The 2,910-nt window shown below is 53.3% G+C and carries 2 rRNA genes (1 of these 2 running past the window's edge); both read left to right on the plus strand.

Annotated elements, in window-relative coordinates:
- A 23S ribosomal RNA gene (locus tag G7Y52_RS14325) occupies positions 1-2,549 on the plus strand (it extends 435 nt beyond the left edge of the window).
- A 223-nt stretch (positions 2,550-2,772) separates the two neighbouring features.
- Positions 2,773-2,887, plus strand: a 5S ribosomal RNA gene (gene rrf / locus G7Y52_RS14330).
- Positions 2,888-2,910: the final 23 nt, after the last annotated feature.

Below are 2,910 nucleotides of genomic sequence, written 5' to 3' on the forward strand. Positions count from 1 at the left end.
CCCGTGGGAATCCGGGAGGACCATCTTCCAAGGCTAAGTACTAACCGACGACCGATAGTGCACCAGTACCGTGAGGGAAAGGTGAAAAGAACCCCTGTCAGGGGAGTGAAAGAGAATCTGAAACCTGATGCTTACAAGCTGTGGGGGCCCCACACTCACTTTAAGGCGTGAAGATGCAGAACGTTGTCTTCATGCCTTAAAGTGAGTGCGGGGTGACCACGTGCCTTTTGCATAATGAGTCAGCGAGTTAATCTGTACTGCAAGGTTAAGCGCAAGTGGAGCCGTAGCGAAAGCGAGTCTGAACAGGGCGAAAGTAGTGCGGATTAGACCCGAAACCGGGTGATCTATCCATGAGCAGGTTGAAGCACGGGTAAAACCTTGTGGAGGACCGAACCCATAACGGCTGAAAACGTTTGGGATGACTTGTGGATAGGGGTGAAAGGCCAATCAAACCCGGTGATAGCTGGTTCTCCCCGAAATATATTGAGGTATAGCCTCGTGGATTGTCTATCGGAGGTAAAGCACTGACAGAGCTAGGGGTCCTACCAGATTACCAAACTCTTTCAAACTCAGAATGCCGATGAGATGTACCACGGGAGTCAGACAGCGGGTGCTAAGGTCCGTTGTCGAGAGGGTAAGAGCCCAGATCAACAGCTAAGGCCTCCAAATCTATGCTCAGTGGTTAAGGTGGTGACGTTGTAGAGACACCCAGGACGTTGGCTTAGAAGCAGCCATCGTTTAAAGAAAGCGTAATAGCTCACTGGTCTAATGACGTTGCGCCGAAAATGTAACGGGGCTAAGCATAGTGCCGAAGCTTTGAATTCCGCGCAAGCGGTCTGGTAGGGGAGCGTTCTTCGCGGGCTGAAGGTGTGGCGTAAGCCATGCTGGACTGCGGAGAAGTGATTATGCTGACATGAGTAACGATAAAACGGGTGAAAAACCCGTTCGCCGTAAACCCAAGGTTTTCCGGGTAAAGGTAATCTTCCCGGAGTTAGTCGGCCCCTAAGGCGAGGCTGAAAGGCGTAGCTGATGGGAAACGTGTTAATATTCACGTACTTGTGTATTCGCGCGAAGGAGGGACGCAGGAAGATAGGCGGTCCGGGTGTTGGAATACCCGGTGCAAGCAGGTAGGCAAGGGAAACAGGCAAATCCGTTTTCCTGTATGCCGAGATGCGAGTCCGTGGCCGCAAGGCCTGAAGCCGCTGAGTCTCTACTGCCAAGAAAAGCTTCTAAGTATAGAATACGCAAACCGTACCGGAAACCAACTCAGGTGGGTGGGATGAATAATCCAAGGCGCTCGAGAGAACTCTGGCCAAGGAACTCGGCAAAATAACCCCGTACCTTCGGAAGAAGGGGTGCTCCTTCGGGTGATATGATTCACTTGTAGAGCCTGAGGGAGCCGCAGTGAAATGGTGGTGGCGACTGTTTACTAAAAACATAGGTCTGTGCGAAGTCCTAAAGACGACGTATACGGACTGACGCCTGCCCGGTGCCGGAAGGTTAAAAGGAGGGGTCAGCGCAAGCGAAGCTCCGAATTGAAGCCCCGGTAAACGGCGGCCGTAACTATAACGGTCCTAAGGTAGCGAAATTCCTTGTCGGGTAAGTTCCGACCTGCACGAATGGCGTAACGATCTCCACACTGTCTCGGCCAGAGACTCGGTGAAATTGAAGTCGCGGTGAAAATGCCGTGTACCCGCAGAAAGACGGAAAGACCCTGTGCACCTTTACTATAGCTTGACATTGGGATTTGAACCTGCATGTGTAGGATAGGTGGGAGACTGCGAACCCTGTACGCCAGTATGGGGGGAGTCATTGTTGAAATACCACCCTTGTTTTTTCAGGTCCCTAACCCCTCGCCGTAACCCGGCAGGGGAACAGTGTCTGGTGGGTAGTTTGACTGGGGCGGTCGCCTCCCAAAAAGTAACGGAGGCATGCAAAGGTTCCCTCAGGCTGATTGGAAACCAGCCGTCGAGTGCAAACGCAGAAGGGAGCTTGACTGCAAGAGAGACATCTCGAGCAGGTACGAAAGTAGGTGTTAGTGATCCGGTGGTCCCGCATGGAAGGGCCATCGCTCATTGGATAAAAGGTACGCCGGGGATAACAGGCTGATCGCATCCAAGAGTTCACATCGACGATGCGGTTTGGCACCTCGATGTCGGCTCATCACATCCTGGGGCTGAAGCAGGTCCCAAGGGTACGGCTGTTCGCCGTTTAAAGTGGTACGCGAGCTGGGTTTAAAACGTCGTGAGACAGTTTGGTCCCTATCTTCTGTGGGCGTTGGAAAATTGAAAGGGCCTGTCCCTAGTACGAGAGGACCGGGATGGACGCACCCCTGGTGGACCTGTTGTCGTGCCAACGGCAGAGCAGGGTAGCTATGTGCGGAAGGGATAACCGCTGAAAGCATCTAAGCGGGAAGCCTGCCTTAAGATAAGTTTTCCCTGGAGCAATCCCTGAAGGGCCGAGGGAGACTACCTCGTTGATAGGCCGGAGGTGGAAGCGCCGCGAGGCGTGAAGCTGACCGGTACTAATAGCCCGTGAGGCTTGTTTTTGCCTGAAACTCCTTCCTTCCCTGTCAATTAATATTTTGACAATCGCAGAGTGTATTCTTTTGCGAGCTGGCCTTTTCCTGCCCCTCCCGCCTGGTTTTGGTGCGGAGTTTGCGTTTGGCAGGAAAGACAGGCAGCTTGCGCAGGCAAGGGGCTTAACCCGCCCATGACCGGAAAAACCGCGCCGCCTGCCGCCGGCAAATCGCAAAAGACACAGCAAAATTTCTTTGGTGACCATGGAGGAGAGGGTACACCCGATCCCATCCCGAACTCGGCAGTTAAGCTCTCCATCGCCGATGATACTGCATATCTTCTTGCGGGAAAGTAGGCCGTTGCCAAAGATTGTTAGAAAGCCCCCGACGCC

The organism is Desulfovibrio sp. ZJ200 (genome assembly GCF_011039095.1).
Classification (GTDB): Bacteria; Desulfobacterota; Desulfovibrionia; order Desulfovibrionales; family Desulfovibrionaceae; genus Desulfovibrio.